Source organism: Paenibacillus periandrae (assembly GCF_022458865.1).
Taxonomy (GTDB): domain Bacteria; phylum Bacillota; class Bacilli; order Paenibacillales; family NBRC-103111; genus Paenibacillus_S; species Paenibacillus_S periandrae.
In genome coordinates this window covers 1-16710 of the sequence record NZ_JAJNMU010000046.1, presented here as the reverse complement: position 1 = coordinate 16710, position 16710 = coordinate 1, and the positions used below count along the sequence as shown (strand labels likewise).

The 16710-nt window shown below is 45.0% G+C and carries 12 protein-coding genes and 3 pseudogenes; 7 read left to right on the top strand and 8 right to left on the bottom strand.

Annotated features, from left to right (window positions below; all coding sequences use genetic code 11):
* Nucleotides 1–53: 53 nt before the first annotated feature.
* On the bottom strand, nucleotides 54–4676 hold the full coding sequence (locus LRL21_RS42480) for a fibronectin type III domain-containing protein (RefSeq protein ID WP_240421799.1): 4623 nt from the start codon (nucleotides 4674–4676) through the stop codon (nucleotides 54–56).
* Between the two features lie 482 nt (nucleotides 4677–5158).
* On the opposite strand from LRL21_RS42480, the gene tnpA (LRL21_RS42475) reads away from it, so the two are divergent.
* Together tnpA (LRL21_RS42475) and tnpC are read left to right on the top strand one after the other, a co-directional pair.
* A complete protein-coding gene (gene tnpA, locus LRL21_RS42475; RefSeq protein ID WP_240421798.1) occupies nucleotides 5159–5374 on the top strand; it encodes an IS66 family insertion sequence element accessory protein TnpA in 216 nt (71 codons plus the stop codon).
* Nucleotides 5281–6620: pseudogene (tnpC, locus tag LRL21_RS42470) on the top strand (IS66 family transposase); the annotation flags it as partial. The gene tnpA (LRL21_RS42475) and the pseudogene tnpC, both read left to right, overlap by 94 nt.
* Before the next feature lie 293 nt (nucleotides 6621–6913).
* Here the strand turns inward: tnpC and LRL21_RS42465 are convergent.
* Nucleotides 6914–7738, bottom strand: a complete 825-nt coding sequence (locus tag LRL21_RS42465; protein WP_024630035.1) for an NAD(P)-dependent oxidoreductase — start codon at nucleotides 7736–7738, stop codon at nucleotides 6914–6916.
* 69 nt (nucleotides 7739–7807) lie between these two features.
* Complete coding sequence (locus LRL21_RS42460) at nucleotides 7808–8194, bottom strand: MerR family transcriptional regulator (RefSeq protein ID WP_240421797.1); 387 nt, start codon at nucleotides 8192–8194, stop codon at nucleotides 7808–7810.
* Nucleotides 8195–8411: 217 nt separating this feature from the next.
* Here LRL21_RS42460 and LRL21_RS45970 point away from each other — a divergent pair.
* A pseudogene (locus LRL21_RS45970) lies at nucleotides 8412–9684 on the top strand (IS110 family RNA-guided transposase).
* A 1137-nt stretch (nucleotides 9685–10821) separates the two neighbouring features.
* Here LRL21_RS45970 and LRL21_RS42445 read toward each other — a convergent pair.
* The 4 genes and pseudogenes from LRL21_RS42445 to LRL21_RS42435 all read right to left on the bottom strand — a co-directional run bounded on the left by LRL21_RS42445 (nucleotide 10822) and on the right by LRL21_RS42435 (nucleotide 13221).
* Nucleotides 10822–11775: a DedA family protein gene (locus LRL21_RS42445; protein ID WP_275901176.1), complete on the bottom strand. Its 954-nt coding sequence runs from the start codon at nucleotides 11773–11775 to the stop codon at nucleotides 10822–10824.
* A gap of 277 nt (nucleotides 11776–12052) precedes the next feature.
* A pseudogene (locus LRL21_RS42440) lies at nucleotides 12053–12490 on the bottom strand (phosphodiester glycosidase family protein); the annotation flags it as partial.
* Nucleotides 12491–12520: 30 nt separating this feature from the next.
* Nucleotides 12521–12646, bottom strand: coding sequence for a hypothetical protein (locus tag LRL21_RS45965; protein WP_275901175.1), 126 nt, complete (start codon nucleotides 12644–12646; stop codon nucleotides 12521–12523).
* Nucleotides 12628–13221: a hypothetical protein gene (locus tag LRL21_RS42435; RefSeq protein ID WP_240421795.1), complete on the bottom strand. Its 594-nt coding sequence runs from the start codon at nucleotides 13219–13221 to the stop codon at nucleotides 12628–12630. Before LRL21_RS42435 ends, LRL21_RS45965 begins: the two co-directional genes overlap by 19 nt.
* 732 nt (nucleotides 13222–13953) lie before the next feature.
* Between LRL21_RS42435 and tnpA (LRL21_RS42430) the strand changes: the two genes are divergently transcribed.
* Nucleotides 13954–14280, top strand: coding sequence for an IS66 family insertion sequence element accessory protein TnpA (gene tnpA, locus LRL21_RS42430; RefSeq protein ID WP_240421794.1), 327 nt, complete (start codon nucleotides 13954–13956; stop codon nucleotides 14278–14280).
* A 294-nt stretch (nucleotides 14281–14574) separates the two neighbouring features.
* Here the strand turns inward: tnpA (LRL21_RS42430) and LRL21_RS42425 are convergent, their stop codons facing one another.
* Nucleotides 14575–15096, bottom strand: a complete 522-nt coding sequence (locus tag LRL21_RS42425) for a TetR/AcrR family transcriptional regulator (RefSeq protein WP_240421793.1) — start codon at nucleotides 15094–15096, stop codon at nucleotides 14575–14577.
* Nucleotides 15097–15389: 293 nt separating this feature from the next.
* Between LRL21_RS42425 and LRL21_RS42420 the strand changes: the two genes are divergently transcribed.
* The 3 genes from LRL21_RS42420 to LRL21_RS47115 form a co-directional block, all read left to right on the top strand.
* A complete protein-coding gene (locus LRL21_RS42420; protein WP_240421792.1) occupies nucleotides 15390–16247 on the top strand; it encodes an SDR family oxidoreductase in 858 nt (285 codons plus the stop codon).
* A gap of 5 nt (nucleotides 16248–16252) precedes the next feature.
* The gene (locus tag LRL21_RS42415) at nucleotides 16253–16417 is read left to right on the top strand and encodes a hypothetical protein (protein WP_240421791.1); all 165 of its coding nucleotides are present in this window, start codon (nucleotides 16253–16255) and stop codon (nucleotides 16415–16417) included.
* A 101-nt stretch (nucleotides 16418–16518) separates the two neighbouring features.
* Nucleotides 16519–16710, top strand: a 192-nt coding sequence (locus LRL21_RS47115) for a transposase (RefSeq protein WP_476703995.1), incomplete at its 3' end; no start/stop codon positions are given.

The following is a 16710-nucleotide window of genomic DNA, read 5'->3' as shown; positions in this document are numbered from 1 at the left end:
CAATGGATTTGGATCGTTTTATTGATGCGTCTTGGAAACATTCTTTCATGGATTCACGGTAATACGACTTTAGTCATATTTCCATTGTTATCGTACTGGTAATCGATAATTTGCCCTGAAGGCATTTGGATGTAATCCAGTCGACCATTAGCATCGTACACATAATGGGGAGCGGTAATCCAAAAAACTTTGATCGCTTTACTGGCTGCCGATACATTACCTGCTGCATCCCGTGCTTTCACTGTGATACTATATGTCGTGTTTGCGTTTAATCCATTCACGGTGTAGCTGGTAGCTCCATGGTTGGTGACGACTACTTGACCGTTGACATAAACATCATAACCCGTAACTCCTACATTATCTGTTGATGCTGCCCATGTGATGCTAGCACTATTAACTGTACGGCTTGCTATCATGAGATTTGTCGGTATACTTGGTGCCTGGGTATCTATATAGACACTGAGTGCATTACTGTCTGCTGATACATTACCGGCCATATCCCTTGCTCTCACTGTGATACTAAGTGTCGTGTTTGCGTTTAATCCATTCACGGTGTAACTGGTAGCTACATGATTGACGGCGAAGAATTGACCGTTTACACGCACATCATAGCCCAAAACCCCAACATTATCTGTTGATCCCGTCCATGCTATTGTGGCACTATTGGGAGTATAACTTAATAGCGTTAGATTTGTCGGTACACTTGGTGCCTGGGTATCTATATAGGCACTGAATACATTACTGGCTGCAGATACATTACCTGCTGCATCCCGTGCCTTCACTGTAATGCTATATGTCGTGTTTGCGTTTAATCCATTCACAGTGTATCTGGTAGTTCCATGATTGGTAACGATAGCTTGACCGTTTACAAACACATCATAGCCCGTAACACCAACATTATCTGTTGACCCGGCCCATGCCACGCTGACACTATTGGGAGTATAACTTAATAACGATAGATTCGTTGGTGTACTTGGTGCCAGGGTATCTATATAGACACTGAGTGCATTACTGGCTGCCGATACATTACCCGCTGCATCCCTTGCTTTCACTGTAATACTATATGTCGTGTTTGCGTTCAATCCACTTACTGTAAAGTTGGTAGCTCCATAATTGGTAACGTATACTTGACCGTTTACAAGCACATCATAACCCGTTACCCCAACATTATCTATTGATCCCCACCATGTCATAATTACACTATTGGGAGTATAACTTATTAACGATAGATTTGTCGGTACACTGGGTGGTTGGTTATCAACATAGACACTGATTGCATCGCTAGCTGCGGATATATTACCTGCAGCATCCTTCGCTTTTACAGTGAAGCTATAACTCATATTCCCAGTCAATCCTGTAATCGTGTACGTGGTCACGCTACCGTTTACACTTCCGGTCAGCCTGTCACCGTTGTAAATATCGTAACCACTCACACTTACGTTATCCGTAGAAGCTGTCCATGTCAGTGTTACTGTACTTCCTGTTGTACCGCTAACGGCTATATTAGTTGGTACAGTCGGTGCTTGCGTGTCTATAATTGCACTGACTGCATTGCTTACAACCGATATATTCCCTGTCGTATCCTTTGCTTCTACCGTAAAACTATAATTCGTGTTCGTGTTCAAGCCTGTAACAATGTACGTGGTCGTGCTGTCGCCCACACTTCCGATCAGTGACGCCCCGTTGTAAATATTGTAATTACTTACATTCCCTTTATTCAACGCCGCTTTCCAACTTAATAGTAAACTGGTATTATCTATGTTCATTGTGGTTAAATTGGTTGGTTTTAATGAATCACCTAATGCAGCAACCATAAACCTTGCTTGTAGTGCCTCATTAGATCTCAACGAGATATAATAGGGGGTCGATGCATGTAAGTCCATTTCTACCCGGGAAAAACGGGTACTGTTGTAGTTGTCATTGGTGGCCAATAAGTTTGAAGACGTCGGGTTATTATAGATCTCAAGAATCGTATCATTTTCACTTCCTTGATCCCCATACGATGAAGTCCAGAATACATACTTTCCCGAGGTACCAGGAGTAAATTTGTAATGGGCCACTACTTGATACGGTTTCATAACATCTATTGCTGTATTGGGTTGCACTTCGTCAACAGCTGTATCTTTTAGAGTTACCGCAACCCTTACTTTTACCTGTGGCGTATAGACTTTTATTTTCACATAATAACTTCGCCCACCATCTAAATGTAAATCATTCACACTCCCATAACCCCACCCAAACAGCTGGAATAATGTCTCATCATACACACTGACTACTGTATATGGTGGGGTTCTATCCGTCTCTATACCACCAAAGTAATCCGTAGCTATATTATAGTTTCCTGTCGTGGGGGGAATAAAATTTAATATCCAAGTATCTGTACCTTGTTTATCTACATCTGTGGGTGCATCTACTAAAAGCACATTATTACTATTGGATACAATTTGTATTCTTGTGTGCACTATTTCATCCATATTTAAAGGGGCCAGTTTAATATAATACGTAACTCCCGTATTTAAAAAATAGGATAACTCCATTTCACTAGCAGTAATTAGGTTAGATAAATTCGCATCGGTATACAACCCAATCAGAGAATCACTTCCATATGGACTAAAGCCACCGTATCCAATCGTTTTAAAGGTATAATCAAATGATTGTGTAGGTGTAAATTTAAAAACTGTAAACTGTCCTTCTGGTAATGAGACATCGATAGGTAGATTCAAATCAATAATTGGTTTCTTGCTTACAGTTACGAGTGATCTTGGATCTGACATGTTTGTCATTATTTCAATAGGGTACGTAATGCCTCCCTCAAGACTTACCGTTACAATTGTTTTATTATGGATATAACTATAATCATGATAAACCCAATCTCCTTGTGGGGTCACCATATCACAGGTAATATCCATACTGCTCTCTTTATCTATGGGTTCCAAAATAAATTGATATACACCTGTTGATGGAGGCGTAAATTCGAAATTAGTTCCAACGTTGTTGTCCTGTAAAAAAGGTGTATCCAATCCTATAGCCGGATATGTAATCGATTGTGCAGTAATGCTCATTCTTCGTTGAGGTTTATGATCATATTGACCGATGACCGTCTCATACTCTTGTATTAATTGATCATACTCATTTTTTTCAGATGAAGTATGCACCACTCCATACACAGATTCTTTTATCGTAGTGTTTGAAACCCCATTACTGCTATTTGCTTTATGTAGAGAAACATTTTTTTGGAGTAGATCATAATAGCTTGTAGTCAGTGTTTTGAACAACTCCATATTATTTTGTTTGTAGGCTTTTTCACTTAGATAAAGAAGTCGATTCCCGAGTCCAAGCAAAGTTTTATCTGTTTCAACCCGACTTTTATCCAGTACATTTTTTGATGAAATCCGAGTATTCAATGGTACAGGACCCTCGATTAGATTTAAAGCTCTAGCCATGTTTACTAAACCATGACCGTAAGAACGTACATCTCCTAAATTGGTAGCCGTCTCTATTAACTTGTTTTTAACATCACTGTTATTCCATTTTTGATGAACAGACCATAGTGCAGCTGCAGAACCTGTTACATGTGGTACAGCCATTGAAGTGCCCGACATAACACTATATTGACCATCCATAGAAGTACTTAAAATATCAGTACCTGGAGCCATTAAATCGATCTTCTCTCCTGTACTGGAGAACCAGGCCTTTTGAAGGTTCTTATCTACGGCACCAACCGATATGACTTCAGAGAAACGTGCCGGATATAATGGATTCTCTGTACTTGAACCGTTATTCCCGGCAGCAGCTATGACTAATATTCCTTTATCAATTGCACGCTTGATAGCTTGATGGAGAGCTTTACTGTCTTCACTGCCACCAAAGCTCATGGATATGATGTTCATTTTATTTTGAATAGCCCAATCGATTCCCTGAATAACTTGTGCATAATCGCCTACTCCGCTACTATCAAGTACTTTTACAGCATATAGATCTACTTTTGATGCCGTTCCTACAACTCCAAAATGATTGTTCACTGCAGCTAATGTTCCTGCTACTTGTGTACCATGGCCGTTATCATCCACGTAGGATCGATTATTTTCTACGAATGAAATACCGCCTTTTACATTTAAATCAAGATGAGACCCAATACCTGTGTCTAACAAGGCTACTTTTATGTTACTGCCCTCAAATTTCTTTTCAATAGCAAGATCGGCACCGATTGCATGAATACCCCATGGTGTTATTTGCTTATCAGTCTTCAATTGCTCAGCATCTGGATGACCGTTCCTTAATGGAGAAATTAAAGGTATTTTTAGTAGGGGATTTTTCTCAATAATAGCTACATCCAAGTCCTTACTAAGGTCTTCCACATCATTGGAATTCAATTCTATTCCAATCGTCCTAGACTCATTTGATTTCTTGATTTTTTGATTTTTGTATTGTTTTTTTCCTAAAAATCTTTCCGTATCCACCCCATCTTTTAGAGTCACCAAGTAACTGAACTTCTGTAATGTAGGTTGAGATTGATAAACAGTTTGATACACAGATTGATTTACTGAGGATTGATCTTTACTCTGGAGACTATTGTTGTTACTTATAATCGGACTCGCCAGGGAAGTAAGACTACCTGAAAACAATGTTGCCAATACACAAACAATCGATGTCACTTTAATCCATTTGCTCTTCAATCGATTCTTCCTTCCTTTTATACGATTTAGTAGGTCTTAATTTAATGATGTAATGAAGTAATCAATGGAAATCGTTTTTACCTCCTTTTCAATTTTAAACCAGCATTTTCTATTCTATCTTGTCGAGAAACTTGTTTTCCATGGGATAATTTGTCGTCATTTGTTGAATCATGTCGTATTAGATGGATGTTTTGAAAATTGACAGTAACGAACAAGTAGCTCTGTTCCTTATTGCTTCAAAATGCGGTTGAGTAAAAAGATTGGCAAGCAGTCGACGCAGCAAGAATGGCGACTTTATAAGTTCCACTGACCTCATGCTCTTCCCGACGCAAACAGGAGAAACGACCAGTAGCCGCCATGGTTATCCGTTAGTGAACACCTTCTCGGGTTCTTAAATAACGTAAACGTAAAATACTCCCCACCTTTCAAGAAACCTCAAGCTCATGAGAAAATGAAGGCATCCTAAATGAGGAGGTTGCCTCATGACAAAAAGTGATCAACGTCAAAATGAGTGGGCGAAACGCATTGAAGCTTATAAGGCCAGCGGACTAACGATGGTGGCATGGTGCAGTGCCAATCAAGTCAATTTGGAACAATTGAAATATTGGAGACGATCACTTACAAGCGCAAGAAAACGGTCGGCGGTCGAGAAGCGAAACTCGCATCGCTGCCAGTCGAGACGATTGAATACCGGCTGAGCGAAGATGAGCAGGTTTGTTCGTGTTGCGCGGGAAAAGCTGCACGAAATGAGTACGGAAGTGCGGCGGGAGTTAAAGTTCATCCCTCCTCAAGTGAACGTAGTGGAGCATATACGCTATGTGTACGGTTGCCGTCGTTGCGAACAAGAAGCGATTTCCACGCCAATCGTGACCTCACCGATGCCCACACCGGTGGTACCGGGCAGTCTGGTATCGCCATCGATGATGGCGTATGATTATGAGCCAGAAGTACGTGGACAGCCTGCCGCTATACCGGCAGGAGCAGCAGTTCCTGCGTTTGGGCGTTGAACTGTCACGCCAAACGCTAGCGAACTGGATGATCGCGGGCGCAGAACGCTGGCTGACGCCGCTGTATGACTACATGCATAAGGAACTGTTGAGACGAGACATTGCGCATGCGGATGAAACAACCCTTCAAGTGCTCAAGGAGCCGGGGCGTGCAGCGCAAACGAAGTCGTACCTGTGGTTGTATCGCACCGGCCGGGTTGGTCCGGACATCATTCTGTACGACTACCAGACGGGACGAGGCAGCGAATATCCGGGCAAATTCCTCAAGGGATTTACCGGTTATCTGCAGACCGATGGATACAGCGGCTACAATCAAGTGGAAGGTGTCACGCAGTTGGGTTGTTGGGCTCATGCAAGGCGGAAATATCACGAGGCCCTTCAAGCGTTACCTGCAGGTCAGCGTTCCAACACAGTGGCTGCGGAAGGACTGGCCCTGTGTAACGCTCTCTTTGAGGTGGAACGTAAGTGGAAAGATGCGACGCCCGAGCAGCATTATGAAGCCCGACTTGCGGAGAGTCGACCGATCTTGGACGCGTTCTCTGCTTGGTTAGAAGCTCAGCGGTCGCGTGTACTGCCCAAAAGTTTGTTAGGTACGGCGATCACTTACTGTACGAACCAGTGGGAGAAGCTGAACGTATTCTTGCAGGACGGACGGCTGGAAATCGATAATTACCGCAGCGAACGCTCGATTAAGCCCATGGTTATCGGTCGAAAAAATTTCCTGTTCAGCAATACGCCGCGCGGAGCCAAGGCCAGCGCGATCATTTACAGCATCGTGGAGACGGCTAAAGCTAACGGTCTCAAGCCACATCTGTACTTGCAGCATCTGTTTGAGCGGCTGCCACAGCTTCCCAATCCAGCAGATCCTGAAGCACTGAGCAAGCTTGTTCCCTGGTCAGCTTCATTGCCGCTTGTATGCCGCGTCTATTCCAAATAAGCATCGTTCAGCTCCGTTCCATCCAATACGGGGTTATTCGGTGTTCCTTCAATACTCGTGTTTCTTGATAATAAAATCGTTTAAATGGAACTCTTTTTTGGGATTGCCCTCGGCGGACATTGAACTATCGTATTCGTTTCACCGCGCTGTCTCTAACGGCAAGTTTAAGGAGCATCCCTCTACGGTGATATGCTCCCCATACGGTAGAAAGATGAAAGAAAAAAGCGGGCTGTCCCTCGGATCACTTTCGTGACCTTGGGACAGCCCCTTCTAATTTTGCTAATCGGCTTTGTCTATTGTCTGCTCCGATCCCCGTCCTCCAGCATATCGAGCAGCAGACCGGCGAGCGGAGCAGGGAATTGCACGTTTTGCGCCGCTGACAGGAAGAGGCCGACATCCTTCTGCGGAATTTTGCTTTGGGAGATGGTTGTTGACTTCTCTGCAATCATTTTGCCATAGCTTTGATAGATTGGGGCGGTAAACAGAGTGCTCGTAAGCATGTTGACCGCCGCTTTGGGATCGACCCCACCGCGCTCGGCCATTCCTAGTGCTTCCTCCAGCGAGCGTGCGGCGGAGACGATGAGGAAGTTACCGATCAGCTTGACTAGCACGGCGGTACCGGCTCCTTCGCCGAAGTCAAAGATCCCTTTGGCTCCCATAGCCTCCAGCACCGGCCACACCCGCTCTTTCGCTTCCTGCGGACCCGCAACGGGAATCCACAACTGCCTGGCAGTTGCTGCCTCAGGCCGCCCAAAGATGGGCGCCTCAACATATACGGAGCCGTGCCGCGCGTGCAAGTCCGCCAGCTTCCTGCCCTTATCCGGCGACACCGTACTCATCGACACATGAATACCGCCCGGCCCCAGTCTCTCCAGGAAACCCTCGCTCCTGACGACGTCTTCCAATGCTTCATCGTCCCACACCAAGGTGACGACGATGCCACCGGCCGTCACGGCGTCAGCGGGACTTCCCGCCTGCAACGCGCCCTGAGCAACGACCGGCTCCGCTTTGTCAGCGGTGCGGTTGTATACGGTCAGCGCATAACCGGCTTGGAGCAGATTGGCAGCGATGGGTAGCCCGAGCTGGCCGAGCCCGATAAAACCAATGTTTTCTCTCATGAATATAACCTCCTTCGAATTTTTAAACATGACGTTTACGTCATGATTTTAGCAAAAAAAAAAAAAAAATTAGTCACGATCATTAACCTCGAGCCACTGCTCGAAGCGTTCGATATGAGACTGTAGTTCGGCGTGGAACTGCCCAAGCGCTTCGAGCTTCTCGTCTGTGTCGGCCATATGCTGGCGCAACAGGCCGAGAACCTTCCGCTTCGGCTGCACCCCGCTTGGGTCCGTGAAGTAGAGCTCGATAACGTCCCGAATCTCTTCGAGGCTTAAGCCCAGCTTTTTCAACTGATCGATCTTCCGCAGACGGGCGATCGTTTCTTCCGTGTAGTAGTTATGACCGTTGCCCTCGCGCTCGCCTGAAGGAAGCAGTCCGATGCTCTCGTAGTAGCGCACCGTGCGCTGGGTAACCCCGGCCCGTTCTGTCAACTCGCCGATGCGCATGCGGTCCATGATCAATCACTCCTTCCAAAATAGAATACAACGTTAACGTCATGTTTGTATCATAGCACTTGGATTGGGCTTTGTAAAGACACCTGAAATTCTGCCCGTTAGCATCCCTGTAGATGGATAATTTTCGTCTTTGTAAAAAGAAAAGCGCCTCGGTACGATGGGAGTACGCAACGGGTCATAGCCCTTTAAATCCCATCATCCAGGAGGACGCTCTACTATGAAGTTTAAAGCGCAGGACAAACAAAATCAACTCATTGAAAAAATTACCGCTCAGCATCTCGTCGTTGGGATCGACATCGCTCAACAAATTCATGTCGCACGTGCGGTTAACTTTCGAGGAATCGCACTTGGCCATCCCCTATCCTTCTCGAATGATGAAGAAGGTTTTCAAAACCTGCTTCAGTGGATCCGCTCGTTACAAGCCGTTCATAGCCTAAGTGCTACCATTGTTGGTATGGAACCAACCGGCCATTACTGGCTTAACCTTTCCAACTGGCTCTCTGAGCGTCAATTTGAAGTGGTTCTCGTCAATCCTCATTTGGTAAAAAAAGAATAAGGAAAACCGCGACAATACGCCATCCAAGAGTGACAAAAAAGATGCGACAGTCATTGCCGACATGGTGAAGAACGGCTACTACTCATTCACTCACAACACGCCAGAAACTTTTGAAGAACTTCGGGTCTTCCTTTCAAACCGCGACTCTGTCGTAACGAGACTCGTGAGTGCCAAGAACCAAATCCATCGCTGGGTCGACGTTGTTTTCCCTGAGCTGCGGCAAGTGTTCAAAAGCTTAATTTGCACCGGTTCGTTAGCTACTCTACGTCTTTTTCCAATGCCCGAAGCACTGAGTAAGCTGCAGCCTCAAGACGTTATTGCTGGCTGGAAAACCCTTATGAAGCGGCATTCTGGTGAGCGTAAGGCTCGAGTGCTTGTCTCACTTGCGTGTCGTTCTGTAGGATCTAAACAAGCCACACATGCCTACAAGCTTCACTTAAAGCAACTGCTCGATGAATACGATCTTGCTTGCCAGCAACTAAAAACGGTTGAGGCAGAGATCATTGCTGTTCTAGATCGCATTCCTTTTGCAAAATCCATGCTTGCTGCCAAAGGGATTAGCGCCATTTCATTAGCTGGTATTCTTGGTGAGGCAGGCGATTTAAGCGGGTTTGTTCACGGCAATGCCCTGCTGCGTCATGCTGGCCTCAACCTCGCAGAAACCAGCTCAGGCAAATGGACCGGACAGATGAAAATTAGCAAACGAGGACGCTCTCGCCTACGACGTTTTATCTTCATGATGACCATGAGTTTGGTGATGAACAACCCGGAGTTTCAAGCTATGCATGCGTACAACGTGCGGGTGAAGATGATGAAGAAAATGAGGTCTATTATGAAGCTATGTGGAAAACTTTCTCGCATACTTGTTGGAATGGCTCGCAGCCGCGAAGCCTACAATCCTCATAAAACGATGCCCATTCAGCTAGCGGCTTAGCCAGCATCTACCCGTTTAACTGCATTAGTTTTGGCTTATTCGCGGGATTTCAAAAAAGCACGGAGTACCGGATACATTAAACCAATGGGCATCGACCCGTTGAGACATGGGAGTGAAAACCTCCAGGGGCGGCGTGGAGATTGCGTGCAATATATGGAAGAATATGGGGTTTCAATCTCCCCCTCTGTTTCCTCACGCTCATGTTGTTCTGGTCTACTATGGCTTCCCTTTTACTATCTTTCTGTATTTATTTGCAAGGGAGAAATCCTTCGAATAAGCGAGCATTCGTGAAAAAACTAAATCTTACCGAGGGAGTTTAGTGGCCACGGTCGAAAAATAACTCGCATCTACTTACGTGCGCGCGTAACTTTCAGCTACGCAAATGATCGCATTAATCCCGTCGCTTTACTAGGTGTGCGGGATTTGACGCTTACGTTTAAACCTGAGGCTTTACCAATGTCTATTCTAAGGGATGCACTTCAATCAACGGGAAGGAAGTTAGAGTCGTTTTTAGATAAATGTGCTACTAATAATAACCAACAAAATGAAGAGAACAAGAACAACATCTGTGTATGTTATGAAAATCAGGAACAGCGTGGTTGAATGGATACTAAAAAGGTTAATTGTGATTGTAAAATAACAAGTTCCCAATTTAACAGATCATTATATAATGGCATGCAGGTGAATATCCCAACCATTCCAGTCCTTTTCTTCTGAAATAGACGGTTGCACATGTTGCTCTGTCTATTTCTTTCACATAGAATCAGGAAAGGGGGAGTTCTTAACCAAGTCCCAACTGTTTTATTAAATTATGTATTAAAGTATCATAATAATGCAATCTTATTTCCCATTTTATCATTTTTCTAGGCCATGATATTTGTTCATTATATAGGATATTTTTCTTAACTCCCCACAAAATGAACGAGCCTCTAATCCTTCCACCATTTTAAAAAGTCTTAACAGAAGCCGGTCTCTGCAACACTCAGAATATTTCAAGCAGAACAATCTGTAAGGTCACCCATACCCCTCCAAATGAAAACCCGGCAACAATGTTGCTTGGCAGCTGATCCAAAACCAATAAATCGTTCAAACCAATCCAGATCAACAGTACAATCAACGCTGGAAAAGTGATACTTTTCAGCCAACCAAAGAGGTATGGCGTAAAAGTAAAAACGAAATGTACCCATACAGGACAACAGCGGTTAGCGTTGGTTCGGATGGAAACCTGATATCTATCCAAGCAGCGTCTCCTGTTGAAGTTGGTGTACCGATTCGATGAAATACGTTGGTCAGTAGCTCCCCCCACAACTCGCCTCCAACGAGGGTAATGACCAAAGAACTTATCTCCAGCTTCCTGTCCTTTCCCATCCTCCATATCCAAATCACAGCCCAAGTTACAATTATAATGCCAGCGGGCAAAGAAAATAATATTGAAGCTGAGTTCACCCATTCAAACGAAAAATCCTCCATTAAGGAACCCATCATTACGAGGATAACTTCGTTGAATTGGTCAAATTCATTATCCAAATAATCTTGGATCAGTCCAAGGGTAAATAGCGAAAAGAACAGGAAAGCTGCGGTCGTCAACGCAACCATAAATTTAACTCTACCCAACGAATGGAATAGATGATGTGATCGGCTCGGTAGATTTACTAAAAATTGAATGATTGGCATGCGATATTTCTTCAGAAAATAAACCAATAATATAAGAACACCCACTATAGCAACCCCAACTAACAAGTACTTGGTAATGATACTGTGAAATTTCTCCCATTGAGGTCCGAGCAGCTTGCCGATCGTAACAAAAGTACCAAAAGTACCTACCCATAGAAATGCACCGGTGTATGCATATAAAGCGAAAGTCCGAAAAGGAATACGGACAATGCCGGCAAAATATCCGGTAAAGTGCCTTACTCCAGGAATAAAATAGGCGATGGCCAAGAGCTTGTTGCCATAAGAGGTAAACCATTGAGACGTCCGATCCAACTTGTCTGGTCCGAAATGAACATACTTTCCATACTTTTGGACAAAAGGCACACCAAGTCGATACCCTATTAAGTAGGAGGTTGTCATGCCAATAGAAACACCCAAATATCCAGTTCAATTTCCCTTCGAACACTAACAACCCGGCTGACCCCATAAGAAGCTCACCGTGAAGTGGAAGCGCGAGCAATTCGAGAAAAAGAGACAGGAATAATAGGATATATCCATGATGATTGAATGCATCTATAATCCATTGAAACACTATTTATGACCCCGCTTTCACCTTGACTCCAATCGTCCCATGGAACAGTGACATTAGTATCCCCCATAAAATTGAAACTCCATACCTGGGTCATCATCTGTTCGCGAGTCAACCAAATCATTATCAAAAAAGCTTATGGGCTGAGTTAAAGTGGTCCATATCTATGCCCTGCCAAATATTTTTCACAGGAGCTTGTTTGGGATGATCGAAAACTAAAAATGCGGTTGGCAAGTAGCGCATGCCATAACTGCTGGAATGATGATTGACCACTTGATTGTCTTTAACAAGAACTGAAGATGAACCTCCATCTAGGTTTGCTGCCGTAACAGCTTCTTTTTCAAGAAGAATTTGCTGAATGTCATATAGAGAAGCTCCAATGGAATAACCAGGTTGTCTGCCATCTATGATTATAAACAAAATGGTTCCGCCTTTTTTCTGAGCCATACTCGTCCGAGGGGCAATTCCCCAACCATCTGCTTCATTTTTGATTAAACCTTTACCTTTTACGATAAATTTAGGCTGAAAGGTTACAGCGTCATTTACACCCATCTTCAGTAGTTCAACCTTTTTCGGTTTTTGGCATATTGTCGCTTACTTAATCAGTTGAACATATAGGCCCCATTCGGTTTTGAGGTTACCCTTAATCGGGTCATACGCGAAGGTCCGGCTGATCGTGGATGGAATTCCGTCTGCATCGGTCACCGTTTGGGTTTCCATGGTCGGAAACGCACCGTTATAATCTGTGCTGTATTCCAGTTGGGTGATGTTTTGACGACCACGTCATCCAGAATTTTAATTTGGACCGGGTTCCCGTACCCATCGATCTCATAATCCGTCTTTTGTAATTCGCTGCCGTTGGCGTTATTTTCCTTGATCACTTCCTGTGTGACCGTATGCTTGGCATTTCTCGTCAGCCCTTGATACAGGCTCAGCCCCGCACGAATCGGCTGCGTGATGCTTTTGAGCGGATGGGTCGTCGGGTCATATCCATATTCAGTCGTCACCCTCAGGGCATTGGTTTCCGTTAACTTGTTCCCATAGATGTCGTAGGTGTAATCCACCGTGCTCACATCCGATTCCAGCTGGGTACTGATTTTTTTGTTTTTAGTAGAGACACTGCTCGGTACCGGTAATTTACGCACTTCGTCATACGTAGAGTCGGTCGTGCGAATCAGACCGTCTCCGCTTTCGACTTTCCTGTAGGTGTACGGATAATAGGACAACCCCTCATCCCAGACCCAGATTCTACGATTGTAAAACGTGGTGCTTGTTAAATCATCCCCTATCGTCATCGAAAATTCGGTGTTGGTAGACTCTGCATCGGCGTTTAAATCGCCACATAATCGAACGTTTTTTTATTTTTGATTTCTACCTCGTTTTTCTCATTCTTCATCCTATCTTCACGGTTTGTTCTTCTAGCGAGGTTTTGACTGCTACGTGACGAGCCGCGACTGCTACCTTACAAATAAAAGGGCCTTATTTAAGCAGATGCCTAGATCAAAGATCTGTTTTTTCCATACAGTAAGAGTAAGCCAATTACACCACCTTCCCTTGTGGGAGGGTATTTTTTGTACATATGTATTTTTCAGTGACTTGGGCAGCTATTTCAAGCAATCCGGAGCAAAACGGACCCTTCGAGTAACAAACCATGAAAGAGTTGCAGAAGGAACTAGCTGCAACTAAAGAACAGTTGAGCCGGCGCAAATGGTGTGCGCTGCAGGTGTTGGCCACGAGCAGCAGCTGCGAGATCCGCGAGGCCCGTTCCATGGAGATTACATGTAATATCATATTTGGGCTACCACCTGAAACGTCAACGCGAATATATATTGAATTGTCAAACTCATGCTTCATTTCTTGAATGTACAGAAAAGGCGTTCTTAATGGGTTGGGAAGCACCTTTTCTGTATGTATGTATTAAGCGGAACAGACATATGTAGTAAGCGTCAAATATAGCACACCTGTTCATGGACGATTAAATCAGTCACAATGAATCCATCATACAAGACGGAAGGATGGATTCTGAATTGGATACGAATTTGCAAGCGTTATGGAGTGAGCGTACTATCGCCTACCAAGCCAGCGGCCAAACGATGAAAGCCTGGTGCGGGGAACAGAACCTAACCGTTCATCAATTAAAATATTGGCTGTACAAAGCGCATAAACAGCAGAATCCGGCGCCGGCCCAGACAACCTTTCGTGCTGTGACCGTCACGCCCCCAGAGCCTGAAAGCGATCCACTGTGGGTGCAGATCGGTCCTGCCCGTATTGGCGTGCGTTCCGGTTTCCAGCCGAACCTGCTGCGTGAAGCGCAGCGCCTCGGACAAGCGGCTGTACAGCCGCTGCCGGGCTAACAGAAAATACGGATTTTCCGGCACATACAGCTTCGTCTTCAGCAGATGGCGCTCTTCCACCTCCCGGGCGCGCGCATGCTCCCGCTCGTTTCGCATCACGGTTTTCGCTCCCCTATCCGTTTTTCTTTTTTACTCATTACGCTCTACGCCTCTACTCTCTTACCTATATTCAACGCGGGGCGCATCCTTCCTCCAAGCCCGTGCATTTCTAAACTTCCAAAACATGGAACCCTTCCCGCATTGCTACCCTAACGGAAATAAGCCGTTCATCCCGGGGCTTCCCTTCCGCCCGGTTTATAGTACCCGAACGGATGCTAAACAGGCCTTCGCAACCTCCAACACGTCACTTACCATCGTTTCCACCTTACGGTCTTGGGGGTTACGGCTGTACTGCATGGCCGACCCGAAAATGCCCCAGCTTAAGACAAGGGCCGTAGCCTCCACTCTCTCTTGTGAATAGGCGGCAATTGATTCCCCTCTTAACCATTTGAGCAGGAGCCGATGAACTTCCTTTTGCATTGCGATTTCAAACATCGGTTCAAACTGCTTATCTCCCGGAGTCATGTATTGCCGAAACCGGATAAGAAAATCAAATACGGTTTGAACGAGGGTCCGCAAGCTGTTCATATCGAATATTGAATCATCGGGCAATCTTTTCTGTAAGTTCATCTGGAACTTTTCCATCATCCAATTCTCAAGAAAAGCATATTTATCCTCGAAATGCGCATAAAAGGTGGAGCGATTAACGGTTGCTCTTGTTGTAATATCCTGCACAGAAATGGAGTATATATTTTTCTTTTGTTCGAGCAGTTCCATGAAGGCATGCATGAATAATTGACGCGTTCGTTTTACTCGAGGATCATTAGGGTTTACCGTCATAGTACTCCACACTTTCTTATAAAATGAAAAACAACAAAAATACATAAAGGTTGTCAACACAACAAAAACAGCCTTCTGCCGGTTGTCCTAAAAGCCCAATTCCATTATCCTTTGCTTATACAATGTATTTTACACGAAACTGTTGTGTAAGCAACGTTGTATGATTATTCAAATTCACAACTGATGCACCCATTCGTGCAGGTAAAACAAAAGAAAGGATGATTGTGTTAATGATTATCGTTACCGGAGCCAACGGAAAATTGGGTAGGGCGGTGGTAGAGCAGCTGCTTAAACGTGTTCCTGCCGCACAGATTGGTGTGAGTGTCCGTGAACCGAATAAGGCATATGAACTTCAGGAATTTGGGGTTCGTGTCCGGCTGGGTGATTTCGAAGACGCTGAGGGTCTGGTCCATGCCTTCGAGGGAGCGTCACAAGTTCTCATCGTATCGTCCGGCAATCTGGGGGAAGCCGGAATTCGTCAACATCAAACAGCAATTGACACAGCAAAAAAAGCCGGTGCAAGTCGAGTGCTTTATACAAGCCACATGGGGGCTTCCCCGATGTCGCACTTCGTACCTATGGTCCACCATGCTGCTACCGAAGAAATGCTCAAGGCCTCAGGTATTGCCTTTACGTCGCTTCGAAACGGTTATTACGCCTCATCAGCGCTTATGTTGATTGGTGGAGCAATCAAAACAGGGGAATTGATCGCTCCTGAGGATGGTCCGGTTGCTTGGACATCTCACTCCGACTTGGCCGAAGCTACAGCGGCTATCATAACTGATCAAAAATATGACGGCATAACCCCTAACCTTACCGCATCCGAAGCGATTGACATGGACGGAATCGCTGCGATTGCCTCGGAGATTACCGGCCGCCCGATCCGCAGAACTATCGTGTCCGATGAACGATATCGGGACTACTTAATTTCCCAAGGTCTTCCTGAAGCGCTGGCCAACCTGCTTACGGGTATTTTTCATGCAAGCCGGAAAGGCGATTTCGCGCAAACCGATCCCGCTTTGGCTAACTTGACCGGTCGAGAACCGATGAAGTTTAGGGAGGTATTGAAAGAGTCGATTTCACATTAACACATATGTATAAGCTACTGCGCGAGATTCACAAGGCCACCTACAAACGATTACGTGAGCAGCTTGCCATCTTACGGGTAATCTCCACGGAACGGGCCGCTACCGGTTGCATCCAGTTTAACAAACGAAAACGCCCTCTGATCTATATGAGGCTGTCCCATAAGCTATGAAAATGGCTACGGACACCTCTTTTCAATTTTTCACAACAAAAAGAAACCGTTCTTTGGTAAAATGGAGGTACCCCCACCCACTTACGAAAGGAACGGTTTCTTTGTACATTCAATATACCATGGACCAACTATGCTTGCCAATGGATTTGGAAGAGGACATTCCTCAAAATCATCTCGTTCGTGTCGTTAATGAAGCCGTGAATAAGCTTGACGACGCCATCTTTGACGCGGCTTATCCCGGAGGTGGACGAGACAGCTATCATCCGAAGCTGCTAACCAAAGTCATCATCTAC